Source organism: Mesorhizobium sp. WSM4311, from assembly GCF_002295115.1.
Classification (GTDB): Bacteria; Pseudomonadota; Alphaproteobacteria; order Rhizobiales; family Rhizobiaceae; genus Mesorhizobium.
In genome coordinates this window covers 64,978-89,267 of the sequence record NZ_NSFV01000017.1, presented here as the reverse complement: position 1 = coordinate 89,267, position 24,290 = coordinate 64,978, and the positions used below count along the sequence as shown (strand labels likewise).

The 24,290-nt window shown below is 60.1% G+C and carries 18 protein-coding genes and 1 pseudogene; 8 read left to right on the top strand and 11 right to left on the bottom strand.

The annotated features are described in order from the left end of the window. Positions 1-424: 424 nt before the first annotated feature. A complete protein-coding gene (locus tag CK226_RS30110; protein WP_095793785.1) occupies positions 425-1,336 on the bottom strand; it encodes a hypothetical protein in 912 nt (303 codons plus the stop codon). Positions 1,337-1,916: 580 nt separating this feature from the next. Here CK226_RS30110 and CK226_RS35810 point away from each other — a divergent pair. The 5 genes and pseudogenes from CK226_RS35810 to CK226_RS30085 form a co-directional block, all read left to right on the top strand. Continuing rightward, positions 1,917-2,432: pseudogene (locus tag CK226_RS35810) on the top strand (type IV secretory system conjugative DNA transfer family protein); the annotation flags it as partial. Between the two features lie 275 nt (positions 2,433-2,707). Continuing rightward, on the top strand, positions 2,708-2,953 hold the full coding sequence (locus tag CK226_RS30095; RefSeq protein ID WP_095789586.1) for a WGR domain-containing protein: 246 nt from the start codon (positions 2,708-2,710) through the stop codon (positions 2,951-2,953). A 14-nt stretch (positions 2,954-2,967) separates the two neighbouring features. Beyond that, positions 2,968-3,300: a hypothetical protein gene (locus tag CK226_RS34590; protein WP_142887682.1), complete on the top strand. Its 333-nt coding sequence runs from the start codon at positions 2,968-2,970 to the stop codon at positions 3,298-3,300. Between the two features lie 31 nt (positions 3,301-3,331). Then, complete coding sequence (locus CK226_RS30090; RefSeq protein WP_095789587.1) at positions 3,332-4,198, top strand: Ku protein; 867 nt, start codon at positions 3,332-3,334, stop codon at positions 4,196-4,198. 12 nt (positions 4,199-4,210) lie between these two features. After that, positions 4,211-5,020, top strand: coding sequence for a Ku protein (locus CK226_RS30085; protein ID WP_095789588.1), 810 nt, complete (start codon positions 4,211-4,213; stop codon positions 5,018-5,020). A 141-nt stretch (positions 5,021-5,161) separates the two neighbouring features. On the opposite strand, the gene ligD is transcribed toward CK226_RS30085, so the two are convergent. Next, positions 5,162-7,810 (bottom strand): DNA ligase D, encoded by a 2,649-nt coding sequence (gene ligD / locus CK226_RS30080; RefSeq protein WP_095789589.1) that lies wholly within the window; start codon positions 7,808-7,810, stop codon positions 5,162-5,164. Between the two features lie 1,034 nt (positions 7,811-8,844). Between ligD and CK226_RS30075 the strand changes: the two genes are divergently transcribed. The 3 genes from CK226_RS30075 to CK226_RS30065 all read left to right on the top strand — a co-directional run bounded on the left by CK226_RS30075 (position 8,845) and on the right by CK226_RS30065 (position 10,447). Next, positions 8,845-9,135: a hypothetical protein gene (locus tag CK226_RS30075; RefSeq protein WP_245437891.1), complete on the top strand. Its 291-nt coding sequence runs from the start codon at positions 8,845-8,847 to the stop codon at positions 9,133-9,135. 20 nt (positions 9,136-9,155) lie between these two features. After that, positions 9,156-9,362: a KTSC domain-containing protein gene (locus tag CK226_RS30070; RefSeq protein ID WP_095789590.1), complete on the top strand. Its 207-nt coding sequence runs from the start codon at positions 9,156-9,158 to the stop codon at positions 9,360-9,362. A 161-nt stretch (positions 9,363-9,523) separates the two neighbouring features. Next, positions 9,524-10,447 (top strand): cytochrome c, encoded by a 924-nt coding sequence (locus tag CK226_RS30065; protein WP_095789591.1) that lies wholly within the window; start codon positions 9,524-9,526, stop codon positions 10,445-10,447. Positions 10,448-10,449: 2 nt separating this feature from the next. Here CK226_RS30065 and CK226_RS30060 read toward each other — a convergent pair whose 3' ends face one another. The 9 genes from CK226_RS30060 to CK226_RS30000 form a co-directional block, all read right to left on the bottom strand. Beyond that, positions 10,450-10,824 (bottom strand): c-type cytochrome, encoded by a 375-nt coding sequence (locus tag CK226_RS30060; RefSeq protein ID WP_095789592.1) that lies wholly within the window; start codon positions 10,822-10,824, stop codon positions 10,450-10,452. Positions 10,825-10,858: 34 nt separating this feature from the next. Further along, positions 10,859-11,686, bottom strand: coding sequence for a cytochrome c oxidase assembly protein (locus tag CK226_RS30055; protein ID WP_348629105.1), 828 nt, complete (start codon positions 11,684-11,686; stop codon positions 10,859-10,861). Positions 11,687-12,029: 343 nt separating this feature from the next. Further along, the gene (locus CK226_RS30045; RefSeq protein ID WP_095789595.1) at positions 12,030-12,632 is read right to left on the bottom strand and encodes a cytochrome c oxidase subunit 3; all 603 of its coding nucleotides are present in this window, start codon (positions 12,630-12,632) and stop codon (positions 12,030-12,032) included. Then, positions 12,629-14,500: a cytochrome c oxidase subunit I gene (ctaD, locus tag CK226_RS30040; protein ID WP_245437894.1), complete on the bottom strand. Its 1,872-nt coding sequence runs from the start codon at positions 14,498-14,500 to the stop codon at positions 12,629-12,631. The genes CK226_RS30045 and ctaD overlap by 4 nt, the downstream gene beginning before the upstream one ends. 38 nt (positions 14,501-14,538) lie before the next feature. Beyond that, on the bottom strand, positions 14,539-15,516 hold the full coding sequence (coxB, locus tag CK226_RS30035) for a cytochrome c oxidase subunit II (RefSeq protein WP_095789597.1): 978 nt from the start codon (positions 15,514-15,516) through the stop codon (positions 14,539-14,541). Positions 15,517-15,527: 11 nt separating this feature from the next. Then, positions 15,528-16,088, bottom strand: coding sequence for a cytochrome c (locus CK226_RS30030; RefSeq protein WP_095774659.1), 561 nt, complete (start codon positions 16,086-16,088; stop codon positions 15,528-15,530). A 56-nt stretch (positions 16,089-16,144) separates the two neighbouring features. Beyond that, positions 16,145-18,538 (bottom strand): FdhF/YdeP family oxidoreductase, encoded by a 2,394-nt coding sequence (locus tag CK226_RS30025; RefSeq protein WP_095789660.1) that lies wholly within the window; start codon positions 18,536-18,538, stop codon positions 16,145-16,147. Positions 18,539-20,610: 2,072 nt separating this feature from the next. Further along, positions 20,611-20,988 carry a response regulator gene (locus CK226_RS30005; protein WP_095789599.1) on the bottom strand — a complete coding sequence of 126 codons (378 nt, stop codon included), beginning with the start codon at positions 20,986-20,988 and terminating at the stop codon, positions 20,611-20,613. Further along, complete coding sequence (locus CK226_RS30000) at positions 20,985-24,095, bottom strand: CheR family methyltransferase (protein ID WP_095793776.1); 3,111 nt, start codon at positions 24,093-24,095, stop codon at positions 20,985-20,987. The genes CK226_RS30005 and CK226_RS30000 overlap by 4 nt, the downstream gene beginning before the upstream one ends. Positions 24,096-24,290 lie beyond the last annotated feature (195 nt).

The window sequence follows — 24,290 nt, the reverse complement described above, 5'->3', positions numbered from 1 at the left end:
GAGTTTGAAGCCTGCTCGGTGTCATCCCCCATTTGAAGGTCAAACCTTGAGGGTGCTGCTCCTGCGGGCGACGTCGTAGGCGGCCGCGAAGTAACGCGATGAGTTCGGAGTTGTCGTGGCTCTCGCCGCCGAAGCGCTTGAGGGTGGCGTCTCTAATGTCCGGTTCATTCTTCGGAGGCGGCGGCGAGCGACAGCGATGACCGCCTCCTCCTAAATCATGAGCACCGTCCATCTTGGTTCCTTCGAGCCAGCAGGTAGATCGGCGACCGAGGCTCGCCTGTTTCATCCTGACCTTCCTCTGGTTGATCGCGAAGCCTGATCAGAGCCCAGCAGATCCCCTGAGGCGCGCCCGAAAGCCGGGGTGCCTCAGGTAACCCGCCGCTTATCGAAGAGCCCAGTATGTTTGCTGTCTTGTTGATCCGTCTCATTCAGACTGCAAGTCAGCTCGCCGTCTTAGCTTGCGACTTAATTCTTTCCGTTCGAGGCTCCGGGCATTTCGACGGGCGACTCTCAGTTCGGCAAGCGTCGGTTGCCACCAGCCGCGCAAAAGTTCGTCCGCTCCTGGCGGATTGCGTGCGGGCCACGTCCTGACCAGCTCGGCGAGCGTAGCCGAACGCCACCTACCCCAAACGCAGTCGATTTCTTCACGCATTGCGTTTGGATATGAAGCCATCAAGGCCGACGGCTCAACATGTTCACCCGACACTTCGGTGAAAACGATGACACCGTATTGCGCTGTCGCAACCGGTCGGCCAAGAGGCGGTAAATCTTCGGCTGGCAGTGGATAGCGATGACGCCGACGTTCGGCATTCCGGATTTTCGAGGCCTTGTAAGCTTCAGTGTCTCTGGCGGCCTCTCGTCGTCGCATCCTTTCTGCGGGCTCGGCATGTCGGGCAGCCTTTTCTATGTTCGGCCATCGGCGCCGAAGCTCCTCAAACGAACGGAACGGCACCCGCCAGGCTCGCAGCTCGTCGTCCCAACTTGCCCAGGGAATTGCCCGCAGTTCCTCGAGGACGGACTTCGAATAAGGCGTGCGAACACGTAGGTCGTCGGAAACCTCTAGATATGAGCTGGATAGCGGATCGAAGGCGAAGGCATCACGACCCTTGCTGTCGTCGTGGAGAGCGAACATCTCTGTTTCTTGTGTCAACCAGCGGTCGATCCGGCGCCTTGCCGTCTTGCCAGGGACAAACCAACTCTTGCGCTCGTCACTCCACCTCGCTCGGGGAAAGGCGCGCCGAAATCGCTCGATAGCCATTCTATCGAACGCAAAGCGAGCTTCGGCGCCGGGAGCATTGCCCTTCCGTGGCACGTGATGAGCGTCCGAGTGTACCATCGTGCTGATTAACGGCGTTTCCCTTCCATGAACGCCTTCCCCAGCCTTTAGGTTCACGAGCGTTGATCCACAATGCACAGGTCAAGGGAGCGCCACAGGCCCACCCCATCTAACGCATCGCTGTGGCCGTGAAACCTTCTCGTCCGCCGGTGATTAACTCTGATCTGAAAGGCGAATCCATGCCGAGACGACAGGAAATGGCTACAAAAGACCTACGGCCAAAGAAGCCCCGTTCACGCCCGCTAAAAGGCGAGGAGTCGGAGGTGAGGCATATCGTGGCGAGCCATAACGTCTCGCCGGACCAGGCGCGGGAACTTTTGCGCCGATATGGCGACGATTGGCGCAAGATAGAAGAAGCCGCCAAGTCCTACAAAGACGAAAAGTAAGTGTTGCTCATGGTGCGCTGGAATTGAGCATCTGATTGGCCTCAAGAGGCACATGGCGGGCCGCCTATCCGCTTCCGGGCCGCGCTTTTGGCGTAATGGTGTCGGTGGCCGCAATCAGCGAAACCGCCAGGCTGCGTTTACTTGCACATCAGGTCGTCGCTCCTCTCCTTTGAGGCGGGCAAAACTCACGTCGTCTCAACCTCGACCTCAAGGCACTTCAGAACCGGAGCCTTGCGCGCGTCATAATCCGTTCGCTGATGAACGCCATCTATAACCGTAACGGTGAAGACGGCACTTCTTCCAAGAGGTGGCATCCGGCTTCATACGCGTTCTCCAAGCAGCGAGGGATGCAGGGCGCAAGACCGGCATTATGCTATTTGAGGCACTCGGCCAGATGCGCGAGGCCTATGGCGAACGCAACGCCTCCGAAATGGTTCAAGTCGGCCTCTTGGATATCGTTCGCGGCCATCACGATCCGGAGACCGAAGAGTATGTTCGAAGCGTTGCGGCTACACGACTGTCGAGGTCGCACAAACCAGCACATCCCCGCGAATGAATGGGATGTCGAGAACCCGCTTAAGGCTACTCATCTGACACCCGCTCTCCTGCTTCACGGAGTCATGCAAAGGTGCACCGACGAACAGACCCTCTTCACCGCTGGCAATCCGCCTCCGCGTTATGGGTGCGCGATCTATTTCCGGCGAATGGAGACGATCCCAGTCGCGCGCGCTAACAGGTTCGGACCGAAGAAGAAGAATGACTTGGCGCATCGCTCAGGGCTTTTCTTTCAATTGAAGCTCCGGGGCTTCTCTTCGGCGCAGTTTGGATTGCGCGCTCAGCCCCTCCGCTTCTCAGTCGGCATGCTCGCCGGCGGTCTTTGGGCAGCGGCTCCGGTTCAAATACATCAGTATTGTGAATCAATTGGGTGTGATCGATTCATCGAACTCGTTGGACGCTTCGGCGCTCGGGAGCGAGACTCCGCAGCATGTGTACCCTACAGACACGACCAGCTCATCTGCACCGCATTGATGCCGCCCGCAACATGGCCAGGTTCTATTCGCTGACTATTCAGCCGACCCTGTTCGGCGGCGCATCACTCATCCGCAATTGGGGGCGGATCGGGACGAAGGGCCGTATCAAAATCGAGACCTTTGATGAGCCACAAGACGTCGACGGCGCATTGGTTCGGCTTGAGCGCGCAAAGCGACGGCGAGGCTATGTTGTTCCTTAGCTCAAAAGCTGAATATGAGGGTTATCGCCGAGAGCGTCGAAGCCGACGGCCACGGGGCCTTCCTGCTCAAAAACAACTGTGATGAAATGCACGGCTACCACCACAGCAAGCCGGTCTCAGCTCGAGCAATCGAGACATTGCGCAAGGCAGCGGCCTCGCTTCCATTCCGCTTCCCGCTAAAATCAGCCGGACTGAAACGCCTCCGCGACCGAGCCAGGCGCCATCGCCATGCACTTGTCGATCGCCTGCCGGGTGACGCCTCTCGTCCTCTCGACCGACGCCGCCAACTTGTTGAATTCAGATTCTTTTTGACTCTGGAACCATATCGGCGGCCAGCGGCTTATTGACTCGCAAAAGTTGTGCTGGAGGGTGAGTGTCGTGGTTGCAGCGCGAGCGAATTGGAAGGGGTACATCAAATTCGGCGAGGTTGCCTGCGCGGTGGCGCTCTATAGCGCCGCGTCGTCGTCCGAGCGCATCGCCTTCAACACGCTTAACCGAGCTACCGGTAACCGCGTCCGCCGCGAGTTTATCGATAGCGAGACTGGCGATCCGGTCGAGCGCGACGATCAGGTAAAGGGGTACGAGATGGAGAACGGCGACTACGTAGTGCTCGAACCCGAGGAAGTCGCTGCCGCAGTCCCGGAGAGCGACAAGACGCTTAAGATCGAGGCCTTCGTGCCCTGCGATGAGATTGACGACGTCTATTTCGACAAGCCGTATTATCTCGCGCCCGACCGGATGGGCGCCGACGCATTCAAGCTGCTGCGCGACGGCATGCGACAGGCGAAAGTCGCTGCGCTGGCCCGAACGGTCCTGTTCCGGCGGCTGCGCACGGTGCTGATCCGCCCGCATGGCAGCGGCCTGATCGGCACCACGCTGAACTTCGACTATGAGGTGCGCTCGGCGAAGGAAGCGTTCACGGATATTCCCGCGATCCAGATCGAGGGTGAAATGCTCGATCTCGCCAAACACATCATCAATACGAAGAAAGGCTCGTTTGACGCCAAGACCTTCAACGACCGCTACGACGCAGCGGTCGCCGAGCTCGTCAAGGCAAAGATCGAAGGTAAGCCACTGCCGAAGAAGAAGGCGCCGCCATCGTCGAAGCCAAGCGATCTTCTGGAGACCCTGCGCCGGAGCGCCGGACTGGTACCTACCCAGAAGCCGAAACGCGCTGCTGCCGCCAAGACCGACCGCAACCGAAAGCAGCCCAAGCGCGCCGCCGGTTCCAGACGCGCGGCCTGATCGGAGATCATCATGGCCGTTCGACCTTATTGGAAAGGATATCTGAAGCTCTCGTTGGTCACCTGCCCGGTGCAGATGATGCCGGCAACGTCGGAGAGCGAAAAGGTCCGTTTCCATACGCTCAACCGCGAGACGAACAACCGCGTGGTCAGCCACTACGTCGATGCCGTCACGGGCAAGGAAGTCAAGGAGGAGGACGAGGTCAAGGGGTATCAGCGTGGGGAGAACGATTACATCATTCTCGAAGACGAGGAACTGGAGGACGTCGCCCTGGACAGCACCAGGACTATCGATATCGATGTGTTCTCGCCGCGCGATTCCATCGAATGGATCTGGCTCGACACCCCCTATTACCTGTCGCCAAACGATCCGGTCGGCCAGGAGGCCTTCTCGGTCATCCGCGACGCAATGGCAGCAGAAGACATGGTCGGTATCTCCAGGCTGGTGATCTCGCGGCGCGAGCGCGCGGTGATGCTAGAACCCCGCGGCAAGGGCATCGTACTGTGGACCCTGCGCTATGGCGACGAGGTCAGGGACGAGGACGCCTATTTCGAGGGGATCGACGCGAACAAGTCCGATCCCGAGATGATGCCCCTCATCCAGCAATTTATTAAGAAGCAGACCCGCCATTGGGACAGCAAGCTGGTCTCCGATCCCGTGCAGGACAAGCTCCTGGACATCATCGAGGCTAAGCGCAAGAAGACAAAGCGTCCGGCCAAGGCGAAGGCCTCCCAGCCGAAGGCGACGCCAAACAACGTCATCAATATCATGGATGCCCTGCGCAAGTCCGTCGAAGCTCAGAATCGTCCCGGCAAGCGCTAGACGTCGAGATAGAGCCGTTTCAAGGGTCGGGCTGCCCCGGTCTCCCAGGCCACCTCGTGGACCATGTCCGGGGCCAGGCGATCATGCCCTGCAAGCTCACATTCTCGGTGACTTCGTATGGTAGGAAACTCCCGTCGCGCGTCAGACCGCCCGCCGCATCGATCTTGCCAGTCGCTTGAGGGATGCTTCCAGGGGGCGATGGCCATCGCCATAGTCTTTCCAGGCCGTGCTCTTTGCCAGGAGCCCGGGCACCGTGCGCAGGGTGAAGCGCTTCGGATCGAGATCGGTTTTGACCTGCGCCCAGGTGAGCGGCATGGAGACTGTCGCGCCGGGTCTGGCCCGCGGCGACAGCGGAGCCACGGCGGTCGCCATGCGATCGTTGCGCAGATAGTCGAGGAAGATGCGGCCGAAGCGCTGGTTCTTCGCCATCTTGGTCAGGTAGAGGGCTGGATTGTCCCGCGCCATCTGCAGGCAGACATCATGAGCAAAACTTTTGGCCTCCGGCCAGGTGAGCTTGCTGCGCTTGGTGACCGCTAAGGGCGTGACGACGTGCAGCCCTTTACCGCCAGTCGTCTTGCAGAAGCTGACGAGCCCAAGTTCGTCGAGGCGGGCGCGCATTTCCTTGGCCGCTTCGACAACCGTTTTGAACGGAACGTCGGGACCTGGATCAAGATCGAAGACGAGCCGGCCCGGCACCTCCGGCTGCTGTGGCTCGCAATTCCAGGGATGCAGTTCCAGCGCACCGATCTGGCCGACGGCGGCGAGGCCCTCCATACGGTCGATCTGCAGGTAGGGCTTCTTGTCGCCGAACACTTTCACCAGTTCAAGAAGATTTGAGGTTCCCGGCATCGCATGCCGCTGGAAGAACTGCTCGCCGCCGATTCCATCCGGCGCGCGGATGATTGAGCAGGGCCGCCCGCGGATGTGCTCTATCAGCCAGGGACCGACCGCTTCGTAATAGCGGGCGAGATCTTCCTTGGTTACCGGGGTGCCATCATTGGCATCCGGCCACAGCGGCTTGTCCGGGTTCGAGATCAGCACACCCATGACATCGACCTTGCCGCCACTGCGGGAAGGCTTCGCTGAGGTCGGCTCCCGCGGCTGGGGCACCTTGGTCTTCTCCGGCGAGGCAGGTCTATCGGCTTCGACCTCCTCGGCCGGTTTGTCCTCACGCAAACCTTTGAAGGCGGCTTGGCGCACGAGCCCGTCGGACGTCCAGCCGGCGAATTCGATCTCGGCCACCAGCTCCGGCTTCAGCCAGACGACGCCGGGTTCGTTCTTCGGCGCGCCGGTGCCGGTGAAGGGTGATTTCCCAGTCGCGGCAGCTTCCAGCTTCGGCAGCAGGTCCCTGACCTTGGCTGCGCCATAGCCGGTGCCCACGCGGCCGACATAGACGAAGTGATCGCCGCGGTTGACGCCGACCAGAAGCGACCGGAACTTGCCATTGGTTGTGGCATAGGCGCCGATGACGACTTCATGGCCCGCACGACACTTTGACTTCGCCCACGTCTCGGTGCGGCCGGAAACGTAGAGCGCATCCGCGCGCTTCGACACGATGCCTTCCAGGGACAGCCGGCAGGCCGAGCGAAGCACTGCCTCGCCGCCAGTTTCGAAATGCTCAACGAAGCGGATGCGATCATCCTGACCCGTGTCGGTCAGAAACTGACTCAATCGCGCCTTGCGCTTACTCAGTGGCAAGACACGCAAATCCTCAGCGCCTTCGAACAGCAGGTCGAAGGCGAAGTAGACAAGCGCATCAGTCTTGCCCTCGGCCAGCGCTGCCTGAAGGGCGGCAAAGTCCGGGGCGCCGTTTTCGTCGAGCGCGCAGATCTCGCCGTCGATGATCGCATCGGGCAGATTGCCGGCGGCTCGGGCAATGGCGGGATATTTGACCGTCCAGTCGAGACCCTTGCGGGTCTTCAAGATCGCTTCGCCGCCCAGAACGCGCATCTGGATGCGATAGCCGTCGAACTTGATCTCGTGCAGCCATCCGCTCTCGGAGGGCGGCCGTGCCAGCGTCTGGCAGAGCTGTGGGGCAATGAAGTCGGGAAGATCGGCGTGAATGACTGTCCCGTGCTTATTCCTTTTTCCGCGAACGTTTGTTTTCCGTTCCTGCGCCGCCAAGCCTGTACGACTGTCCCACACAGCATCGGCCTCGGCCTTGCCGCCTTGCAGCATGAAGGGTTTCGGGCTGCGGCCCTTGCCGGCAGCAATTGTCTCCATCTTGCGTCCGGACGCGACAGAGATGTCATTCTTGTCGAGGATAGCGGCGCCGTTTGTCTCTACGGAATATTCATCGCGATGTTTGATCAGCAGCCAGTTGGTGCGCTTGCCGCCTTCGCGGTCGTTGGCCATCCGCACCAGCACGAAACTGCCATGCAGCCGCTCCCCTTCGAGCGTGAACTTGAAATCGCCCTTGGCCAGCGCCTGCTCGGGGCTCTTCTTTCCCTCGGGCTCCCAATAGCCGCGGTCCCACAGCATGACCGTGCCGCCGCCATACTGGCCTTTTGGAATCGTCCCTTCGAAATCCCCGTAGTCGAGCGGATGATCTTCCACCTCGACGGCGAGCCTCTTGTCATGAGGATCGAGAGAGGGACCGCGCGTCACAGCCCAGGATTTGAAAACGCCGCCGAGCTCAAGTCGCAGATCGTAATGCAGTCGCGTCGCGTCATGTTTCTGAATGACGAAACGGCGGCGGCTCGAAGGCTTGACCGACCCTTGACCGCTCGGCTCCTGCGTCTTCTTGAAATCGCGCTTGGCCTTGTATGTTGTTAGCTTGTCGCTCGCCATTCGATGCCCTCGGACCACGGACCAATCGGCCTACAAGCAGGAATGTTCGGCGTGGCAAACATGTTCCCCCCGGGCGTCGCGCCCGCGCTGGCGTTATGCCAGTGCGGGCTCGGGATAAGCAAAGGCACCGCCACCGCCAGTTCTGGCGGAACGGCTGCAAAGGCAGGACAAGGCGGCGGGTCGTCATCGTCATCGCGCCGGCGATGGCGCGTGATGCGAGCCCAATGCGGGAAACACAATCTCCCGCGACGCCGGGCCTGCCTTCGCGACGGACCTGGTGCCTGCGTGCTTGCGGAAATGTCCGCATCCAGCGCCTTGAGCGCTTGGAGAATCTCATCCCACGCGGCTATCGCTTGCTGAGGTTCTCGCCATGCTGTTTGCGAAGATCAGCCGCTTCGGCGCGCCGCCCAAGCCGGCGGCTTTTCAGGGCTGCCCGCCTAGCGAGCGCGCAAACGGGATCGACCGCGTCGCGGCTCGAACCGATCAGTCAGCGTCTGGTATTGCGCGCGGCGGCTATCCGTCATAGGCGTATCGATGCGTGGCTTCAGTTCTCGACGCCATTGATGGAATGGCCGACGCGGCTGGGCGCGATCCGGTTACCATCGTTTTGAGCAGCTCATTGAGTTGCTTGCCCCGCCCGACGTTTGGGGTTCCAGCGCCATCTCATTGAAACCGGCGCTGGGGCACTCATCGCCACGCACTTACGGGCCCGTGCTAGGCGGATGCGACGGCACTGCCGTACTCGCGCAAGTAGAGCAGGCAAAGGTCACAGCGTAGAAGGCTGCTGACGCGGCACCAAATCCGACGCAACCGTTTGCCTTATTGGTGCACTGTCACTCATCGCCGGCGCTTTCATTGCCAGCCGCTGCGGCAGCCAACGCGGAGTCCATGGCAGCACGGTGGCGCGGCGAGAAGGCGTCGACCCATTCGACGAACGCGCGCGGAGTGAGCACGGCCAGGCATAGCAGAGGTCTTCAAAGAAAGGGAACGCGGTAGGCTCCGCAATCGTTAACTGCGGTCAGCGAGTATCGAGCATGCACCTTTTCCAGATCCTTCTCCCCCGGGCCGATAAGGCGGGCCAGCCTTTCGCGAGGAAAAATTTCGATCGGGTCAAGGAGGAACTGGCGAGCCGATTTGAAGGCGTCACGGCCTATCTTCAGGCTCCTGCGGGTCTGTGGCGGCAAGGCGCGGAATCCGACAGCGACGAGATCGTTATCTTCGAGGTGATGACGGAGGAAGTCGATCTGGCGGATTGGCTCGAGCGCCGTGCCGCACTCGAACGAAGATTCCGGCAGGATAAGTCATCATCCGCTACATGCCGATGACGATCGTCTAGGTCGACGCCATGCCTTCGACGTCGATCCGCAAGAGTGAATACGATCCCGAGAGCGAAGTTCTCTCCGTCTGGTTTGTCGCGAGCGGCAAGCGCTATGACTACGAGGGAGTTCCAGTGGAGGTCTACGCCGCATTCCGAAGCGCCTTCGCAAAAGGCCGCTTCTTTAATGACTGCATTCGGGACCGTTATCCATATCGGCGGTCAACGGACGTCTAACGACCACCTTGATTAAGCGCCGGCGGTAGAGGAACTAAAGTCTCAAACCCACGTTTGGATCTCCGCGTAGTCATCAAATTTCATCTGTTTGGGGGGACACAGGACTTTCCGCAGTCACGGGGGAAAGCGCGGTGCAATCAAGACCCGGACGTGGGAGCATCATGCTGGGCGGTTCACGTAAATCCGTTTTTATTGCCTTACTGCTTGCAGGGGCTGCGCTTGCCGTGGCTGCGTGGTATCTATCGAAAGCTCGCCCTCCTTTTTCTCAAGACGACCCGCAGTTTCAAGGCACCGGCGACGCCTCGCTTGGCAAGCTCGTTTTCGCGGCAGGCGATTGTGCTTCGTGTCATGCGACACCCGGGCAATCGGACCGGCTGAAGCTCGGCGGCGGGATGGCACTTGGCTCGCCATTCGGCACCTTCCGGCCGCCAAACATTTCTCCCGATCCGATCGACGGTATAGGCAGGTGGACCGCGGCCGACTTGGCGAATGCACTTGTCGGGGGCGTCTCGCCAAGCGGCGAGCATTACTATCCCTCCTTTCCCTATACGAGCTTTACGGGAATGACGGTTGCGGACATAAAGGATTTGTATGCTTACCTGCGGACGCTTCCGGCGGTCTCGGGCCGGCCGCCGCCCCACTATCCCAAAATTCTGTTTATGGTCCGCCGGTCAATCGGGTTCTGGAAACTTCTGTTCTTTCGGCAAGGTCGATCGGCGGCAGACACGAGCGGGATACCCACGCGTGATCGCGGGGCCTATCTCGTTGAAACGGTATCGCACTGCGCAGAGTGCCACTCGAGCCGCAACGCGTTCGGAGCGATCAAGTCCGGCACCCTTTTTGCAGGTGGCATCGATCCGCAGGGGACGGGGTTCGTGCCCAACATAACTCAGCAGAGATTGCGCAGCTGGGGCGAGGCGGATATCGCAACGATGCTCAAGACGGGCGAGACGCCCAATCATGGACGCGTGGGATCGTCCATGGCCGATGTGGTAACGAACTCTGCGATGTTGCCTGATAGCGACCGCCAGGCGATCGCGCGCTACGTCAAGGCGCTTCCTGCGATTGCAACGCCTGGTCCATAGGCTCATTCGGCATAGAGATAGGCCGCAAGGTCTCGTGCTTCCTGTTCGGAGATACCGGTGGACGGCATCGCCGTCCGCGGGGAAAAGCTACTCGGCGAAACGATCCAGGCGACGAGATTGTCGGAGCGGTTTTCCAGCACGCCAGCGATGTAGACGCGCCTCGATAGTCCCGTAAGCGGAGCGGCTGTCTGACCGTCCGCCCCCGGGATCCCGCGAATCGTATGACATCCGGAGCAACCATACCGCCGAAAGATTGCCGGAGCGCGATCGGGATCGCCACCGGTCACCGTTTTCGCGGTGGCGGCTCGGGTATGATTGTCACGCGCAATGTTGGCCGTGACGAACGCAGCTGAAGCCACGATAAGGCCGCCGGCCATTAAGGCTGCTCGACCGGGAACAGACCCCAGCAAGCTAGGCATTTTGCGCCTTTCTTCCGCTCGAGTGCCGGATCCAGAGCGCCAGCATCGTCATTGCCGCGGCCGCATAGACCGTTCCTGCCGGCACCCACATGATCATGCCCGCCAATTGCTGGTCCTCCAGCGGCGTTAGTCCCCAGTCCATCGCGGTTTGGGTCTGCGCGACATAGAGCACGCGCGGGGCAAGCGCCATCAAGACCCCCAGGATGCTGGTGTGGATCATGGTCAGGAACAAATGCCATGCCGAGGCGCCATAATCACTTCGCCAGACAATTGCCCACCAGAACAGTATCGCCGTCGCGAAGAAGCTCAGATGCTGGAGGCGGTGAAGGAGCGTGTCGGTCACGGCGGCGTCGAACAGGACGGGCACGTGCCAGGCCCAGATGGCAACGCCGTGAATGATGGTCGCGTTGGTGGCGCCAATACACCAATCCCATGCCCTGCGGACAACGGCCATACGCATCACCGAGCCAGCGGCGTGGCGCGTTGTTCGGGGCAATCCCCAAAGCAGGAGACCCACTGGCCGAGCCAGCACGATCAAGGGCGCCGATACGGCCATGACAATCTCGTGCTCGATCATATGGAAGGTAAAGAGGTGTTCGCCAAGCCAATGAAGCGGCGAAAGCAGTGCACCTGCCAACGCCAGCGTGCCGCCGCAGTAAGGCAAGACCCGGATCAACATGATGCCCGGTCTCCTGATCCGCCAAGTCAACCTTATGACGCCAACGCCGTACAGTATGGTAAGTACAGCTAGCGGCACGACGATCCACGGGTCAAACGTCCAAGGGTATGCCGAACCGTGTGTCTCGTTCCCATGCGCCATAGCCGGGCTGGCGATGATCAAGCAGACCAGTGTGCGGATCAGCGTTGGCATGGATCCAGCAGCATCGTAGCCGCCCCCTGCAACGACAGCGCCAACACAAATGCCAGCGCGATCAGGAAACCCGCATCGGTGATAAATCGCTCGGATCTGGCCAATCCGGCGGAGCCCGTACGTGATGCCACGACACCAACTATCGACGCCGCTAGGAGCGCGGCACAAAGGGCGGCCGTCCAGGGAAAATTCTGTCGGCAATCCACATAGGGCGTGATTTGTCCAAGCTGGGTGGTGACCGCCCAAGCGGCAGGCGGCACGACCAATCCCGTGTATCGCAACCAGCGTCTGCTCAAAGTCGTGGAACCCAATAGAGGCACACGTACATCGGCAACCACGTCAGCACCACAAAGTTCCAGTACATCGCATTGTCGGCCACATCGCCAAACCGTCGTGCATTGTCGCCATGGCGCGTGAACATCAGGCTGGTCAGCACGACGGTCTCACCCAGATCGGTCAAGATGTGTGTCGTATGCAGGCCGAGCATCACCCATACAATCGATCCATAGGCGTTTTGGTCCCACTTGATGTGCATGGCGGGAAACTCGAAAACACGCAAGATAAGCGGCAAGACGCCGACCAGCGACATGACAATGAGGCCCATTCGGACCTTTCGTAGGTCTTGGCTACGCGCCCAGCGTGTAACAAAGACATTGGGTATGAGGCTTACAAGCAGCACGACCGTCAGGGTCGTGCCTGCAAGCAGATCAGGCGGCGCAGTATCCAGCGGCCACCGCGGTGCCACGCTCATCAGATAGAGATAAATCACGATCGAAAGGACAAAACCGGTGCCTTCGATAAGCATGAAGGCGAGCGTTCCCCACCAGGACAGGCTGGCAGTGCCAAGGCCATGCGCGGGAAGCTCCGTCACGTCAAGGACGACGTCGTGCTTCATGTCTCGTCCTCCGGGTCGCCCTTTGGCCAGAACCAGCCAATGAGTGCGACTGCAATCGGTATGGAGCCCCAGACCACGGCCCAAGGGGTAAAGATCGACCAAATCAGCATTGCTGACGTAGCGAGCGCCGCCAGGAGCGGCCAAATCGAACTCCCGACCGATGATTCACGCGCTTGCGCACGCGCCTCCACGACACCGGTGATAAGCAGTTCGCGCCTGTCCGTGTACAGACCCTCGACGATACCAAGTGGGTCCGATCTGTCCGACAAGGGCTCTAGGCGTTCTATGACAGGCAGCCGCGCGAAATTATAGGACGGCGGTGGCGAAGACGTCGCCCACTCCAGCGTTGAGGCGCCCCACGGATTGGCTGGTGCGACGGGACCTGATCTGGCGCTGCGTATGGCGTCAATGAAGAACAGCAGGAAACCGGCGGCCAGCACGATCCCGCTGAGACTGATGAACATGTTCAGGCCGGACCACGGCATCTCCGGCTGATAGGTATAGATGCGCCGCGGCATGCCTTGCAGGCCGAGAATGTGCATGGGGAAGAAAGTCAGATTGAAACCCGAGAAGATGAGGCCAAACGACCAGCGGCCAAGCGTTTCGCTCATCATTCGGCCTGTCAGTTTCGGAAACCAGTAATAGACGGCGCCCAGCAAGGGAAACACGGCGCCACCGACCAGGACGTAGTGGAAGTGCGCGACGACGAAATAGGTGTCGTGAACCTGTGTATCGAACGGAACCGATGCCACCATCACGCCGGTCAGCCCACCAATGACAAACACGACAATGAACCCGATGACGAACAAAAACGGCGTCTTGAAGATTGGCCGTCCCGCCCAAATCGTCGCCAGCCAGCAAAAGATCTGCAGGCCTGCCGGAACGGCGATCGCCATGCTTGAGGCGGTGAAGAAACTTTCGCCCAGCCGCGGAAGGCCGGCCACGAACATATGATGCACCCACAGCCCGAAGGCCAGAACGCCCGTCGCGATCAAGGCCATCACCATGGCCAGATATCCAAACACCGGCCGCTGTGTGAATGTAGCGACGATGCTGGAGACCATGCCCACCGCGGGCAGGAAGATGATATAGACCTCAGGGTGGCCGAAGAACCAGAACAGATGCTGCCACAGCAGCACGTCACCGCCTTCGGCCGGGTTGAAGAAATGCGTCCCCACGAGCCGGTCGAGGATCAGACTGGTGCTGGCGATCATGATCGCCGGCATGGCGAGGATGACCAGAAAGGACGTGACCAGCATCGACCAGACGAACAGCGGAATCCTGTCGAGTGACATTCCCGGCGCCCGTTGCTTGAACACGGTGACGACGATTTCGACGGCGATGGCGAGAGCGGAAACCTCGGTAAAGGTGATCATCTGGGCCCATATGTCGGCCCGCTTCCCGGCGGCATATTGAGGCCCCGATAGCGGTACGTAGGCGAACCATCCAACGTCCGGACCGGTATCGACGGCGAAGGCGATCCACAACAGCAGACCGCCGGCAAGGTACATCCAGTAGGAAAACGCGTTGAGGCGCGGGAATGCGATGTTTCGCGTTCCCACCATCAAGGGCACCAGGTAGATGGCCATCGCCTGCATGACGGGCACGGCGAACAGGAACATCATATTCGAGCCATGCATGGTGAAAATCTGGTTGTAGCGATCGGGCCCGACGAACCGGGCTTCGGGTTGCGCCAGCTGCAGCCGCATCAGCAAAGCCAGCACTCCGCCGAGTGCCAGAAAGACAAACGCCGTGACGATGTAGCGGCGGCCGATAATCTTATGATCGACAGTCGATAGGGCACCCCATAGGCCGGGGGGCGTTGACCAGGTCGCGGCAAGTCGACGATCAAGTTCGACGGCTTCCATCCCGGTGTCCCGAACGCCTTCGCGATCCGCTACTGCCCTCATTTGAGACTTTCCATATAGGCGGAGATATTCTGGAGCTCGATGCTGGTCAGCGGAACCATCGGCATATTGTTCCCCGGCTTCAGCGTCTGCGGATCGGCAATCCAGGCCGCCAGCGAACCGCGCGTGGTCTCCAGCAATCCGGCGGCGATTGTCTGGCGACTGCCGATATGCGTCAGGTCGGGTCCCGTCGTACCGGTAGCTTGCGTTCCGCGGACGGTATGGCAGGCCGCACAGGGCTTTGCCAGAAAGGCCGCCTGCCCCGACGCGGCATCGGGATCGGCCGGCATCATCGCATCGGCGCGCTGTGATGTGATCCAGCGCGCGTAATCGGAGGGAGCCTCTGCGACGACCATAACCGCCATGTGGCTATGCTGCAGGCCGCAGAACTCGGCGCATTGCCCGCGATAGATGCCAGGCTTTTCCGCCCGAAGCAGCAAATCGTTTGAGCGACCCGGAACGAGATCCTGCTTCCCGGCCAGACTGGGAACCCAGAACGAATGGACGACGTCCGCGCTTTCAAGCTGAAGCCGGATATCTTGACCGACGGGGATATGGATTTCGTTGGCGGTCTGGAAGGTGGGCGTGCCATCGGACCCGGCGTAGATGACCTGCCACCACCATTGCTGTGCTCTCACGGTGATCGTCACGGCAGCACTTTGCGGGACCCCGATGCTGCGGGTGGTGAAGAAGCTGGCGATTGTCATGCCGGCGATAATGGCCACCGTCACCGCGACCGCGGCCGAGACCGTCATTGTGAGCCGACCTTCCGATGTCCGGCCTTCCGTCTCGGCCCCACGCCCCCGCCTGAGCGCCAGGACGAGCATGACCATCACCAGCAACCAGATCATCGCGGACAGGGCAACTATCCCGATGATCAGATTCTCGAGATGAATGGCGGGAGCCCCGTAGGGGTTAAGCGCAGACTGGCTGCCATTGCAGCCTGACACCAGAGCACCCGTCGACAACAGGCCCATGCAAGGGGCTCTCACGGCGAAGGTCCCTGATCTGGATGGACACCCACCGGGCCCTCATCGAAGAGAATCTTAGCGGGGCCGCGGTTCTCGGCCGGGCGGGTCTGCTTGTCATCGTTGCGGCTAGGCGCCGCTGTCTTCGGCGTATACGAGCCGATCGTCTGGACATAACCCGCGAGCTGCCAGATCTGCTCGATAGTCATGCGGTCGTGAAAGGCGGGCATGCCGTGCGGGCGGCCATCGCGGATCGAGGCGACGATGGAGACCACTTCAGGACCATACAGCCACCAGCCGTCAAGGAAGGAGGGGCCGACACCGCCGCGTCCGTCTCCATGGCATGTCGAGCACCCGAACCAGGCGTAAAGGCGCTTGCCTTGGCTCAGATTGTAGGCATCCGTTTCATAAAGCTTGCCCTGCGCAAAATAACTCTCTGGCGGTGTTCCGCTGATCGCATTGGGCATGAGCCGGAATTGATCGAGATCGGCCGCTACGGGGGGATCCACACGAAGCTCCCTGGCCTGGCGAAACCAGCCCAACCAGGCACCGACACCGATCAGCAGAAACGCTGCCGCCACGAATGCCCAGTTTGGGTTTCTTGAATCTATCAAGGGGCCCTCAGCCCATAAATGAATTAGCCGTCCGGATTAAGGCTCGATCTGGTAAGGCGCACAGGTAGAAGTTTATAGGAAGGTGTTTTTGCCTTCGGATCATGATGAGCCAAAGGGAAAAGCGGGTTTGCCTCGGGGTAATACGCCGCACAGCATCCCTTCGGAATGTTGTACTGAACGATCCTCAGGCCAGTGACCTTACGAATGTTATTATCGTCGATCGCCGTCGTCACATCGATGTGCTCGCCATCGACGAAGCCCAGGCGGCTAATATCCTCGCCGTTCATGAACACGACCCGGCGAGTGCCTTCAACGCCACGGAATCGATCGCTGTAGCCGTAGATCGTGGTGTTGAATTGGTCGTTGGATCGCAGTGTCGAAAGATGCAGGACGTCGGCCCTCCCCGATGTGGAGAACTCGGGAAACAATCTGTGCGGCGTGATGAAGTTGGCCTTTCCCGTTTTCGTCACCCACTTGCGTTCTCGCGCGGGCAACGGCCTGGCAAATCCGCCTGGTTGAAAAAGCCGCTTGTTGAAATCCTTGAACGTCTCCGGGTAAGTGCGCTCGATAGCGTCTCGTATCTGCGCATAGTTCCCGACCCAGGCGTCCCACGGAACCTTCGTTTGTCCGAGTGTAGCCTTGGCGATGCCGGCAACGATGGCAGGTTCGGAGAGAAGCTCGGAGCTGGCCGGTTTCGCCTTGCCGCGAGAGCCATGGAAATGAGCTATCGAACTTTCAATTGACACCGCCTGCGGACCGCTTGCCTGCTGGTCGACTTCAATGCGCCCCAGGCACGGCAGCAGATAAGCGACCTCTCCATGCAGCACATGGCTGCGGTTGAGCTTTGTCGCGATCTGCACACTCAAATGCAGCTTGCGCCATCCCTCTTCCATGGCGGCCGTGTCGGGTATCGCTTTCAGGAAGTTTCCGCCCAGGCTGATGAACGCGCGGCACTGGCCGTTGATGATCGCTTCGCAGGTCTCGACCGTCGAGCGGCCCGTCCATGTCGGCGGCTCAAAGCCGTAGAGCTGGGAAAGCTTGTCCAAAGGCGCCAGCCCGGGTTTCTCGGTGATCCCGACGGTCCGCTGGCCCTGCACGTTGGAATGGCCGCGCACGGCGCAGATATTTGCTCCGGGCTTGCCGATATTGCCGCGCAGCAGTGCCAGGTTGCAGACCATGTGAACGTTCTCGACACCCAGGAGGTGCTGCGTCAGGCCCATGCCGTAAATCATCATGACGGCGCTGGCGTTCGCGTAAGTTTTAGCAGCCTGCATCATCTCTGAGCGGCTGAGCCCCGACACGCGTTCGAGTTCCTCCCACTGATGGGCTCGCGCGGCCTGAGCAAATTCCTCAAAACCGGTGGTGTGTTCCTGGATAAAATCGTGATCGAGCACGTGCTTCTTGTCTGCCGAGGCCATCGAGGCCGCAAAGGCGACCATCGCGGCATTGTCCTGGTCCTTCGGCTTCCCGTCCTGCCCCGCCACGCGGCTCTCGCCCGATGCCTTGAGGGCGTCGTCAGCTTCAATCAGCGCCTTGCATACCCCGAACAGTGCTGCGATATCGCCGCCATTCCTGACCTGATAATATTCCGACGAGATCTTTGTCTCTTTCCCGGTCAGCATCTGTGCCGACTGCGGATTGACAAAGCGCTCCAGCCCCCGTTCGCGCAGCAGGTTGAAGGTGACGATCTTGACGCCCCGGTTGACGGCGTCCTGGAGATCATGAAGCATCCGAGGCGACGATGTTCCAACGTTCTGCGCGATGTAGAAAATGCAGTCGGTGTTCTCGAAATCGGACAGGATCGCCGTCCCGACGGATGAGCCGATGCTTTCCGGGAGCGCCACGGAGGAGCTCTCGTGACACATGTTGGAGCTGTCAGGCAAATTGTTGCTGCCAAACATACGTGCGAACAGCTGGTACATGTAACTGGTCTCAAGCGAGGCACGCCCGGACGTGTAGAGATCAACCTGATGAGGATCGAGAGAACGCAACTCTCTCCCAATCTCATCAAAGGCATCGGACCAGGCGACCGGAATGTATTTGTCGCTGGCTGCATCCCAACGCATGGGATGCGTCAAGCGACCTTGTTCTTCCAGGTCGTGATCCGACCAGGTCTCCAGCTCGCCCAGCGTGTGGTTGGCAAAAAATGCCGGACCGGCTCGACGCGACGTCGTCTCCCACGCAGTAGCCTTGGCGCCATTTTCACAGAACTCAAGCGGATGTGGCTGAGCAGGCTTTGCCCAGGCGCAGCTGACGCACATATATCCTTCAGGCTTGTTCTGGCTCGAAAGGAGCTTTGGGTCTCGCAAGAGGACACGTTCTCTCGAGTTAATCGCTGCGACGGATTTCGCCGACCCCCAGCCGCCAGCGGGTCCCTTATATGGTCGGATGGTTGGGGACCGTGTCTTTGATGTCATTTCCGCCTCGCCGCTCACTTCGCCGGCGTGGCACGAGTCTTGCGCCGGCAATATAGAACTTAGCAGTTGTCGGACGGTTCCACGGATGACGCCCATCTCGTCGGTGTCGCCCTGGGCGAGCGACGAGGTCAGCTTCCTGATCTGGTCATATGTGAACTGCGGTGGCGACACTTCGCGATGGGTTTTGACCTTGAGGATCGACCATGCGATCGGATGCCAGGGCTTGGTCCCAGGCTCCGCCAAGTTCTTCGGGGTGATCGGCGAACAGCCCCTTCAGCCCGATCAGGTCCGCGAAGCGACGACAGGGTAGGGAAATTGCCTCTACCAGATCTGCTAATCCTGCTCGGCCGCGCCGGCAGGGTTCTCGATCCTGTATTCGTGGACAAGCCCGAGGACCTGTCTTCTCACTACCTCGCGCGCTTCGGGCTGAATGAAAGGCATCAGCCGGTCGACGTTCCGACGACCGCCCTCGGCAGGTCGGCAGCGGGTTCGGTAAGCTCGCTGCCATGTTCATACAGATTGTCCGTCAGCTTCTTGTCCAGATCGGCAAGGATGCCCATCACCACGCTCCATGCCCGTATTCTCACCGTGTGTTATGATCAGCCCAGCAGAGATGTTCCGCACCTGGACGCCCCCAGACGGCTGGAGGCATCGTTTCCGATGAGCACGTCAATACGATGTCGTCCGCCTTCGTCGAGTGGCGCGTGCGGGGCTTGCGCGCGAAACTCTATTGCTTGCCCAAAGGAAACTGCGCCAGCTAATATCAGAGCTCAAACTCCTGGTGCACCGCGCCAAGAAAGCCCATGCCCGCCGCGAAATCGGTTCTAGTAAGAATTATTGGCAGGATGTCGCTTCGCATTTTCCCGGCGACGTCCCAAACCCCTATAACCAGCGGCGGCCACCTGAACCGCCGGATGGCCGCTAACCGCTAGAGGGTTTGGGCGACACGTGCCTTGGGTTCCCTGCCAGCACTAGTATCCATCTTCGAATTCTTGCCGACTGGCTGGCTTTGCGTCGTATTCGTCTTGGATTTGACGAGAACGACATTGTTGTTGCGCCAACGCCAGCAACGCCGATGCCGCACAGCGACCACAAGGCTTTCATGCTGGCTTTTCCCCTGTGAGTTCGGGCAAAGCAGTCGACAAGGGACCTATTCGGTCGAAGCGCACGGAAAGTCCTTGTTTTACCGCACTTCGGGCCAGCAATTGGTCGAGTTCGGTTGGATCGGGCTGCGAACCACTTGGCGGGTGGCCTTGCACGCCAACTCGGTCGAGACAAAATCATGCCTCCTGCTTCTGGCGAGAACGTATGTTCGACCAGCATCTTCACGCGCCTGAATGCAATTTCATCGGCATAGTGGATTCCGATTCTCCTGAACGCCGAACCGTCGAACCGGTGGGTTGTTCCCGCCTGTAGTCAAAACACGATCGTTCGGCCAACGTAAAAGCCCGCGCCTCCCGGCAAAGGAGAGCGCGCGGGCTGATCAGGTTGAGGGATCCCGATCGTGCAGCGTCAACGAAGGGGGGCGACGACGCCGTGCGACACGCAACCTGCATCGACGTAAGTTGTTCCACTTCGCCTTATTCGAGTCGCTCGCGTCTGAGCGGAAGACACGCTTCAGGCCAAAGGTTCCAGAACGGCGAGATCGACCGTCCTTCATGATCTGCGGCCGACCCTCCGAGCCGGAATAAATCTCTTCGAGGCGGTTGCAGCCGCCAGCCTGGTATCGTCCCGGTCCCGGAACTTTCAACCGCGTCGAAGTTTGACCTGCCTGCATGAACGTTTTTCCTGCTTTGCAAGGAAAGAAGCCACCATGCCAAAGGAAGGTTCAAACTCGAAACCCGCCGTCCGATCGCCGAACGCGGTGGTCTGCCGCACCCAAAGCGAGATGCCAAACAACGGACGCCGGCGCAAAGCCGGTGACGCCAACGGCCGCCGGCGCATCCCGGCCATTGAGCATGGCGCTGGATAATCTAGTCGCCAATCGAAATGCCGGGTGGCCACGTCAACCGAGCACCACGCCCCGGCCTACCGACAAGCCGCTGGATTGATCGCGACTGGCTGGCTTGAAATCACGACCGCGTCTTGGCGGCGCGAAGCGACGCTAGGTCGGCCACGGCGGTGAGGATGGTCGCCTCGGTTGCGGGTTTTGCCACGAATTTGCAGTTTCGAAACGGGGCTGGAACATCGCGCTCCCCAAATCCCGTTACGAACGCGAACGGGGTGCCGCGAGCCAACAAGACTTCCGCGATCGGTAAGCTTGTTTCACCGTTGAGTTGAATATCCAGCAACGCGACGTCAATCTTGTCCGCCTCCACAAGTTGAAGCGCGGCGGCCACGGACGAAACAGGGCCGACCACCGGATAGCCCGCTGCACGCAACTCGGACGCTATGTCCTGCGCGATCAGCCACTCATCCTCGACCACCAGAACGCGGGGTGTATCGCTCACGGCGTATCCTCATGGTTTGCCGAAAAGGCGATATGGACATCGAGACCTTCCTTGCCAAAAAACGTCTCGACATGACCGCCGAGCCTGTAGGCGATTTCCCCCTTCAACAGGTTCAGGCCAAAGCCATCATTCAACGGCTTCTTGACGGCAGGCCCGTACTTTTCGCGCCAGCGAAGCGTGAAACTGTCGCCATCCATGGCCCATTTGACGCTGATCCTGCCTCGGGGCTTGGACAAGGCGCCATATTTGGCCGCATTGGTAGCCAGCTCATGGATGGCCATGCTAAGCGAAAGGCCCTGTTGCGGGCCGAGTTTTACGTCGTCGCCATCGAGTTCGATCCGTTCGATGCCGAAGGGTTCCAGTTCCTGATGCAGCAATTCCTTGACCGAAGCCTCCTTCCACCTCTCGCGGGTCAGCAGTCCGTAGGCTCTGGACATGGAGTGCAACCGGCCTATCAACGCATCCGCGAATGCTTCTTTCGTATCCGAACTGTCCCGCGTGCGGTTGGCGATGCTGGCGACCACCGCCAGCATATTCTTGACGCGATGGTTGAGCTCCGAGATGAGTACCTGCTGATGCTCTTCCGCCCGCGCCAGCGTGGTCACGTCGACCAATGTCACCACGACGCCCTGTATCCTATTACCCTTGTCCCGATAGGGATTGATGCGTACCATGTGAAACAGGCCCCTGGAATCGCGCGCAAGATGGTGGTTCAGGGTCTCGCCTGTCTCGAACACCTTGTCGATGTGCTGCTTCAACTCTGGATAATCGAGTTGGCTCGACAGATCCGTCAAGGGCCGGCCGACGTCGGAGGGGCGCAGGTTGAAGAAGGAGGAGGCCGCCGGCGTGAAGGTCCGCACCACAAGACTGCGGTCGAGAAAGATGGTCGCGATATCGGTGCTTTCGAACAGGTTCCGCAGATCGCTGTTTGCGTGATCTAGCTCATCTATCTTGCTGGCTAACTCCGCGTTGATCGTGTTGAGCTCTTCGTTGAGCGACTGCATCTCTTCCTTGGACGCTTCAAGTTCCTCATTGGTCGATTGCGCCTCTTCATTGACGGAGACGAGTTCCTCATTCGAGGATTTCACCTCTTCGAGGGCCGTCTCGTATTCTTCTATGGTGGATTGAAGACGCTCTCTTGTGTCGCGCAGTTCCCGCTCGAGATCGGCCGTGCTGTCGCTGTTATGGCTGCCACCGTCCTCATTGGACCGAGCTTGCCTCGGTCCCGACGGCTCGAAGAGGACAAGGTAAAGCGGCTCACCATTGCCTCTCTCGGCAAGCGGTTCGATCGTCAGCTTGATCGGTTGCACGCGTTCGTCATCTTCCTCGACGCTGAGGTTGTCCCGCACAACCGTGCGGCGTGTTGTCGTCGCCTCCCTTAATGCGGCGCGTAGGTCCAGCCGAAGTCCGCGGCGGGCCATCGTCAGCACCTGCCGGCTGGGGATACCTTGCGGCGCTTCGAGGTATCTGCCGGTCCTCGCCGAATAGTAGACGACGTCGCCTTCGGCGTTGACGAGGACATGCGGCGGCGCGAACCGCTCAAGCACCTGCGCTTCGACAGCCTGCCGCAGCGGGTAGCCGACCGTGCCCTTCTTCAAGCCAGCGGTTTCGGCGGGAAAGACGCCGGAAGTGGAATCCCCGAACAGGGCCGGCAGCCTGATATGTGGCGAGGCATGCTCCCGTGCCTGGAAGAGGCGATGTTTCTTGTCGATGGTGGCGAACAGATTTTCGTGCTGCCCGATGCTTTCGGACGTGCCGAGGAAAAGATAGCCACCCGGCTTCAGCGAATAGTGGAAGACAGGAAGAACGCGGCTTTGAACGGCTGGGCCGAAATAGATCAGCAGGTTGCGGCAGGAAACCAGATCCATGCGCGAGAAGGGCGGATCGCGAATGATGCTATGCGGCGAGAAGATGCACAGTTCGCGGATCTCGTTGCTGATGACGTAGCTTTCGCCATCGCCGTTGAAAAACCGGTGTTTGCGCTCCGGGGAAAGACCCTGCATCAAGGCCTCGGGATAGCGTGCGGCGCGAGCCACCGCCAGGGCAGGCTCGTCTATGTCGGTGGCGAATATCTGGACGCGCGGAATGGCTGACAGCATTTCCATGTGTTCACGCAGCAGGATGGCGATGGAGAACACCTCCTCGCCGGTGGCGCAGCCGGGAATCCAGACCCTAACCGTATCGCTCGCCGTCTTGCCCTCGAACAGCCGCGGGATGATCTTTTGTTCTAGCAATTCGAAGGCATCGGGATCGCGAAAGAAGTTGGTGACGTTGATCAGCAGATCGCGAAACAGATTCATCACCTCGCGAGGGTCCTTCTTCAGCCAATCGATATAGGCGCTGATGGACTGAATCTGAGCGATCTGCATGCGCCGCTTGATCCGGCGTAGGAATGTCTTGGTTTTGTAGCCTGAAAAGTCGTGGCCGGAGTGGCTGCGCAAAATGCCGTATATCTGTTCGCGGACCTTATCTATGTCGGCCGTAGGGATGTCCTCTTCGTTCGGCAGCCCATCCAGCGTGTCGAAGCCGCGGGCGTAAGCCTGGAGCTTCGCCCCAATCTCCTCGGCGGGCACGGCAACATCGATGAGACCGCTGGCAATAGCGCTCTGCGGCATGTCGGGGTTGCGCGGGCCGTAGCCGTCCGGTGCTTGCGCCACGGTAAGCCCGCCCCGCTCCTTGATGGCCTTGGCACCCAAGGTCCCATCGGAATCACCTCCCGACAGTACCACACCGACCGCGTATTCACCCTGGTCTTCGGCGAGTGCGCTGAAGAAGATGTCGATGGGTTTGCGCTCCTGGGTAAGCCCATTGGGCCGCCGCAGGTGCAGCACGCCGTTCTCAATGACCAGAGTGACGTTTTCCGGCATCACATAGACGTGGTCGGGTTCAACGGCCACGCCGTCCTCGACCACCACGACAGGCATCTCGGTGTAGCGGTCGATAACCTCATGCAGCAGGCTGTTGCGCTTGGGACTAAGGTGCGTGATGATCACGAACGCCATGCCCGGCCTACCGGTGATGCCCTTGAAAAACCCTTCCATTGCGGGGATGCCCCCCGCGGACGCACCGATGCCGACGATGGGGAACTTGATTGATCGGGCTGTCACGGCATGTCCACCTTTCGCCCGACCGACATGAAGTCTCTCAAGGTCGGATCGGACAGGATATGACCATATAGCGCGCTTGGAGGATGGAACAAGTCAGCATGGACGACGTTGGCCCGATGTCCATGATGGTTCAATGACAAAACGCTTTGCTGGCTTGAAACTCCTGGCGCTCATGGTGTGGGGGGCGCCTGAGTG